At 41.3% G+C, this 6,000-nt stretch carries 5 protein-coding genes; 3 read left to right on the top strand and 2 right to left on the bottom strand.

The genetic code is table 11. The annotated features are described in order from the left end of the window. Window positions 1-229: 229 nt before the first annotated feature. Window positions 230-613, top strand: a complete 384-nt coding sequence (locus tag O9X84_RS17945) for a hypothetical protein (protein WP_269521050.1) — start codon at window positions 230-232, stop codon at window positions 611-613. A 181-nt stretch (window positions 614-794) separates the two neighbouring features. Here the strand turns inward: O9X84_RS17945 and O9X84_RS17940 are convergent, their stop codons facing one another. Both O9X84_RS17940 and O9X84_RS17935 read right to left on the bottom strand, forming a co-directional pair. Then, window positions 795-2,576 (bottom strand): AIPR family protein, encoded by a 1,782-nt coding sequence (locus O9X84_RS17940; protein WP_269521049.1) that lies wholly within the window; start codon window positions 2,574-2,576, stop codon window positions 795-797. 304 nt (window positions 2,577-2,880) lie between these two features. Then, window positions 2,881-3,858 carry a DNA topoisomerase IB gene (locus O9X84_RS17935; RefSeq protein WP_269521048.1) on the bottom strand — a complete coding sequence of 326 codons (978 nt, stop codon included), beginning with the start codon at window positions 3,856-3,858 and terminating at the stop codon, window positions 2,881-2,883. Between the two features lie 658 nt (window positions 3,859-4,516). On the opposite strand from O9X84_RS17935, the gene O9X84_RS17930 reads away from it, so the two are divergent. Together O9X84_RS17930 and O9X84_RS17925 are read left to right on the top strand one after the other, a co-directional pair. Next, on the top strand, window positions 4,517-4,936 hold the full coding sequence (locus O9X84_RS17930; RefSeq protein WP_269521047.1) for an MAPEG family protein: 420 nt from the start codon (window positions 4,517-4,519) through the stop codon (window positions 4,934-4,936). A 56-nt stretch (window positions 4,937-4,992) separates the two neighbouring features. Next, window positions 4,993-5,847: a formyl transferase gene (locus O9X84_RS17925; RefSeq protein WP_269521046.1), complete on the top strand. Its 855-nt coding sequence runs from the start codon at window positions 4,993-4,995 to the stop codon at window positions 5,845-5,847. The last annotated feature ends 153 nt before the right edge of the window (window positions 5,848-6,000 follow it).

The raw sequence follows: 6,000 nt of genomic DNA, 5'->3' as shown, positions 1-6,000 counted from the left end.
AGATCGATTCCACAATAGTACGGATGTGTATTAGTATAAAAGTTCATTGAGTTTTCTCCCTTGGTTTGGTCGCCTATTAGGATAAACTTAGTTTATGCTGATAGGGAGGAGGCTCAATGATTATCAATCGGCTGTTGTCGCCCCTACGGGGCTGGGACGGTCTTTCCGCCGCTGCGCGGCTACAAGTCCGCCCCAAAACCGGGCGTTGTTAGCAGCACAAGGAAGTTTTATGAAAAATTTTGAATACTTTAACTTAGCTACTTTTGAAATATTTCATGAGTGCTGCAGTTCATTCCCGTCTATAGCACATATTCAACCTTCTAACATCGTTAGTGGAATCTCGAAATTTTACGATGCTGGGGAAATTGACGAAGAAGCCATGGATGATTTAGTACACGATACTGTGAGTTGGTTAATCCGTGAGGGATACCTTGTAGATCATGGATTAGATAGCAATCATCTGAATGTTTCAATTTCAGAACGAGGACTTCGAGCTGTAAATAAAAAGCCTAGCAGCCTAGATAGCAACTCCTTTAAAGAAATTTTCTCTTCTAGTATTAAAACTACAAGTTTGAACATCGTTTCAAATGCTGTCGTCGAACTGTTTAAATAGCAATAGTGCAGCTAACAAACTGCTGTAGCCGCTCGCAGGCTCGCTGTTGGACAGCTCCGTACGTATAGCTGGCGGTCACTCTAGCTCGTTTTGGACAATTCCAGGTTACGAAGATTCGGAGGCTGCTTAACTTTCGGATATGCCAAGTACGACAATTAACTACAAAATAGCGACTGTTTTTCTAAACCACTACTGGTTGTAGTCGTTCTAATGTGAGGTTTATTTTGTCCACATTACTAAAGAATCGAGCAGGATATGCCGTTGGGTATTCAGACTCAATAAGTGCTTCTGTTACTGTTAAGATACGGGTCAATTCATCGGATAAACGTGTTTCATCGACTTGAATAATATTTGTAGCACGTTGCAAATTTGGAGTGGTGGACAAAATGTGTCCAGCAAGCACACGATTAGCATGAGTGAGAATTCCGTACTTTTTCTTGTCTGACTGTCGATTAGTTTGGCTTAGTAATTCTTTAATTCGACGTTCGATAACCCTATGATGTATAACCGCATTTATTAATTTAATCCCACTAACAGATGAGTTGAATATTGTTTTGTACGCCGAACCTTCTAGGTTTTCGAAGAATTTACCTCGTTGGCTCTTTAATAATGCTAACGTTGATGGTTTACAATTTAAGCACGCAAGTGCATCCAATGCTTCATCAATATCAATACTTTTATCACCCAATAAATCACTAGATATATCGCTTCTAAGCAGTTGATATGTGTAATCTTCGATTATTAGTTCATCGCGCAAGCGTATTTGTTGAGGATGTTGAGACGCAAAGTCTCTACCAAGAACTCGGTTTTGATGGTTATTAGCTCTAGTGATTGAATTAACAATGTCATCAGAAGCTCCATCTGGTATCTGTATGAATCGAGCTTGAACTTTTATATTCGCTAAATTTTCCTCATTGATACCATCTAAAGATCCAATGCTGCTGACAGTCTGAGCACCGTTTATCACACTTACATCTCGAAAGTTAAATCGTCCCATGTCACGTTGGTTTGTTTTATTACGTCGATGAGGTTCAGCGGTCCGAACAAGGACAGTAATTCCATTGTTATAAAACCAAAAATGTTCTGGGTCGTTTAATGCCGTTTGCTTGATGGATTCATTGACTTCTGTATTACCTAGTAAATTACGAATATTCTTAGTAAACAATTTCGATGCGTGTTGTTGCCACCATTCAGCGATTTGGTCTCCGCTAACTACACCGAAAAATGCGGTGTATGGATTGTCGATTTTACCGTATTGCTCTAGCTCGATATCTTCTAGATCTACTGTCGCTGATGTCTGCGCATGTCGCCATTGGGTAATATCTTCGGAAGAAACTAAATGAACCTGAAATGGTAGTTCATGATTGGGTGGAATGGTCTCTAACGATGCTGCTTCGTTTAGTTCACGCTGCCATTGCTGCATGTCGGATAGAATCGTACTTGCAGCTCCGCGCTTCCCAGTATGAGCCATAACAAAGAGAAACTTATAGTCAATAGAGTTAAGAGCTTGCGCTATGTCTTCACGTTTGTTTCTAAGAATAGGATCGAAGCGGTCATATTCTTCTTCTATTAAGTGATCACACGCCTGTTTAAAAACTAGGAAATCTGCGTTTGTCCAAGTTGAACTTCCTGATTGAGAAAATTTAGCTTGTACAACAACAACTGTCTTCTCCGTATGGTTTACATGTATTGCATCAATCCCACCATCCTGTGAACTGTCGCATACAGAAGAGCCAGAAACATTATCATCGACTTGTCCTAAATGATGGACAACAAATGCCGCTATAGCTCGACTCGCCATTTTCACATTGTAGTCGGTTTGACCTATGGAACACTCACGCTTATGGATAAAGGATTCAAAGCGTTCTCGCAATGTTGTACCTAATCTTGTTGCCATCAAGTTAGCTGTTGCTGCGGCAGTTGTTGCATTATCCTCTGCTGTTAAATCTGTTACGAAAGCCATAAATCGTCCTTAATTTTAAACGATGCATGCAGGATTTCTCATATTCACTGCAAGTCATCGATGAACTAAAAAGTTTCAGTCATTTGTGTACATAGTGCGGCATTGCTATAACTTGGTCAATATTAAGAAATAAGTGCTTGTAGCTGTTAGCTAAGTGATTTTGGGGCAGAAACGAGCCATATCTGAATGTCCGCTCTTTGTCTCAAGCCGCCAGTCATATGGCGTCTAAATCTATAAGTTAAAGTGTTTGGTGAAGCGAAAACTGCTGTATCTTTGTGGTACGAACTTAATCGTAGTTGTAGGGCTAACGTTCTAAAAATGCCAAAAAGCCTCGCTCAATGCGGCTTAGATATTTTGTTTTTCTAGGTAATGTTAAAGACTTTCTCCATGCCATTTGAGTTGCCCCGTCTTCTTTACACAAAGTGATTAACTCTGGGTGTACATAAGACTTGCGAGCAATGGCCGGTGTATTGCCTAATTGAGAGGACACGGTATCTAGCATACTTTTTAGGGTTAGCTCTCCTTTTGCATTCACCAGTTCTTCAAAGGCAATGACACTGGCTCGCCATGTTCTAAAATGCTTAGCACTAAAAGATTCCCCCATGACCTCCTTAATATACTGATTAATTTCACCTGATGTGACATTGGTACGCTCTCCCTCATTTACATATTGAAAGAGATGCTGACCAGGTAAATCCTGTAACTCTTTGATCACATGACTAAGTACCCTGTCGGTGATATTTACCTGTCGCTCTTTACCTGACTTCGCTCGGTAGTTAAGTTGAATAGTTTTGCCTGTGAGTTTTGCGTGACGAGTGCGAAGCGTAGTGGCACCGTAGCTTTTATTTTGTTTAACGTTTCGCTCGTTGCCCACTCTTAACGCGCCCAAATCCATTAGCCTTACCACGGCCGCTAGCGTTCTCTGTACATTGAGCTCGTCACCTTGTAAGTCAGATTCCAATTGCGCTCTTAGCAGCGGTAACTTGTTTCCAAATACGCCACAGGCTTCGTACTTCTTCGCCTCCTGCTGAGCTCTAAATTCCGGATGATAACGGTACTGCTTGCGCCCTTTACTATCAAACCCAGTCGCTAAAATATGACCGTTTTCTTCAGGACAAAACCACGCATTTTTATAGGCTGGCGGAAACGCAAGGCTGTTTAACCTATCTATGACAACGGTATCTTGTATTGATTTACCAATAGGGTCGAAGTACTGCCATTGCTTACCCTTTGGCTTTCGAGATATGCCGGGTAAATTATCGTCAACATAGATTAATTGCATTGCTTATTACACACCCTACTTGTTTGAACTGCGACTTTGACTAGGCAGATTTCACGAACCGATCTTTTGATAGAGATTCAAGAGAACCGTTAATTTACGCCAATTGCGTTTCTTAAGATTGCTGAAACGCTTATTTTAGACAGCATCTCAGTATGCTTTACCAATACTATCCTGCTGATTCACTCTCATCATTACTAATGACATACTCACCCCCTACAAGATTTAAGCCATGTTCTTGCTGCCACTCATTCAACCGATAGCGCAATCAATTAAAGTTTCTTATTAACGCCAAGCCCATGCCGAGTGATCACTCAAAGGAGGCTCTCAAAAGAATGCTCTCAAAAGGTAATAAGCTTCCTCATCGACGTCTCACAGATAAAAGTGAAAAGTGTAGTTCATTCTTGATGCAGGCGAATAATCCACAAATGTGCGTGTAATTTTTATAAGTAATTTGGAATATATTACAGCGGTCTTAAGGCGTTTTGCGCTACAGGTGGGAAGAATTCAATAGATAATAGAGGCCTGCTTTTTGCAACATGCTCTTCAACAATATTTTTGCAGCGTTACAGAACATAACGTGGTTTAAAATAGAGTGTTAATAACGTTGTAAGTGTTGCGACAATCGCAAAACACGGAAAACACAGTAAAGGATTTATTCATGACAGATATCACATTTTCAGTTTACCTCGCATTCTACTTGTATCTTGTGCTTTTACTTGTGCAATGGGGAATAGCAACGGTGAGCAAAGCGAAACAGCCCAACGCTGTTCCAGGTAAAATAGACGATGACTTATCACACGACAGTTTTGTTTTTAGGGCGCATCGCACCTTCCATAATTCGCTTGAAAATAGTGCGCTGTTTATCGGTACTGTATTATTTGCTTTCGTTATAAATTATCAAAGTTCTGCTTTCGCACTTTGCGTATGGGTTTATGTTATTGCTAGAGTCATTCATATGGCACTTTACTATGCCATTGCCACCGAAAAGAACCCTAGCCCACGAAGTTACTTCTTTTTGATTGGCATTATTGCTAACGTGGTTATGTTAGTGTTATTGGGTATGAGGTTGGTAATGTAGCAACGGCATCGGCCTTATTTAAAAAACTTCATACCAGCCGTTTTGGAAGGACGATTATGCGCATAACGATTCTTTGCAACTTAGACATTGCCAGTAATTTAGCCGCGAATCGTCTTATCACGGCATTACCCGAACATCATTTTAGTGTGCTAATGACAGCGCAGGTAGGTGGCAAAAGCCATCGCCCTAAAGCGCTAGAGGCGTTGTCATTCTACGAAAACACGCTATTCACTGAAATTCTTTTTCCTGCGCTAATCTCTGGGCAAAAAGCTTCTGGGAAAGAAGTTTGTGGAAAAGAGGCTTGTGAAAAAAAAGGCTATGAAACACCGAGACTTCTCACATTCGACGCCATGCAACAGCGTGGTGTCGACATCCATCTCGTGTCAGAGATTAACGAAGGTAACGGCCTTTCTGTATTAGAGCGCTGCCAACCCGATTTAATATTGTCGGTGCGCTTTGGGCGTATTTTAAAAACCCCCGCCCTTCACGTGCCCAAACACGGAGTACTCAATCTGCACTCGGGATTATTGCCACAGTACCGCGGAATTATGGCAACATTTTGGGCTATGCTGAGGGACGAATCTCATATAGGGTGCACGTTACATCGTATACAAGATGGGGGTATTGATACGGGTGACATATTATCTACCCATCCTATCAAAACCGATTTTAGCTTGTCGTATTTTGACAATATGCTTGCCATTTACCCTGAAGGCTTAGATGCCATGATTGCCGCGACAAAATGTATAGCAGACAGCGTGGCGCTAGTTTCAATACCGCAAAACGACACACAAGCCAATTACTATGGCCTACCAGACCCAGCTTCTATCTCATTATTTGAGCAGAAAGGTCATCGTTGGGTTATTCACAATAACTTAATCAGCTTGGCGCAACGATTCTTTCCCCAATAACGTGTAAAATACGTTTTTTTCTGCAGTAGAAATCGCAATAAAGCGCGCGTTGATTCGCGCAACAGTGCGTCGGTTCACCTTCTACGCTGCGTGTTATAGGTGACAATTAATGACAAGGAATATGTGTGGATAGGACTTTACTCAATAGGCTCA

This window comes from Alteromonas sp. BMJM2 (genome assembly GCF_027257845.1).
GTDB lineage: Bacteria > Pseudomonadota > Gammaproteobacteria > Enterobacterales > Alteromonadaceae > Alteromonas.
Note: the sequence above shows the minus strand (reverse complement) of the source record. Positions and strands in the feature narration are given on the sequence as shown.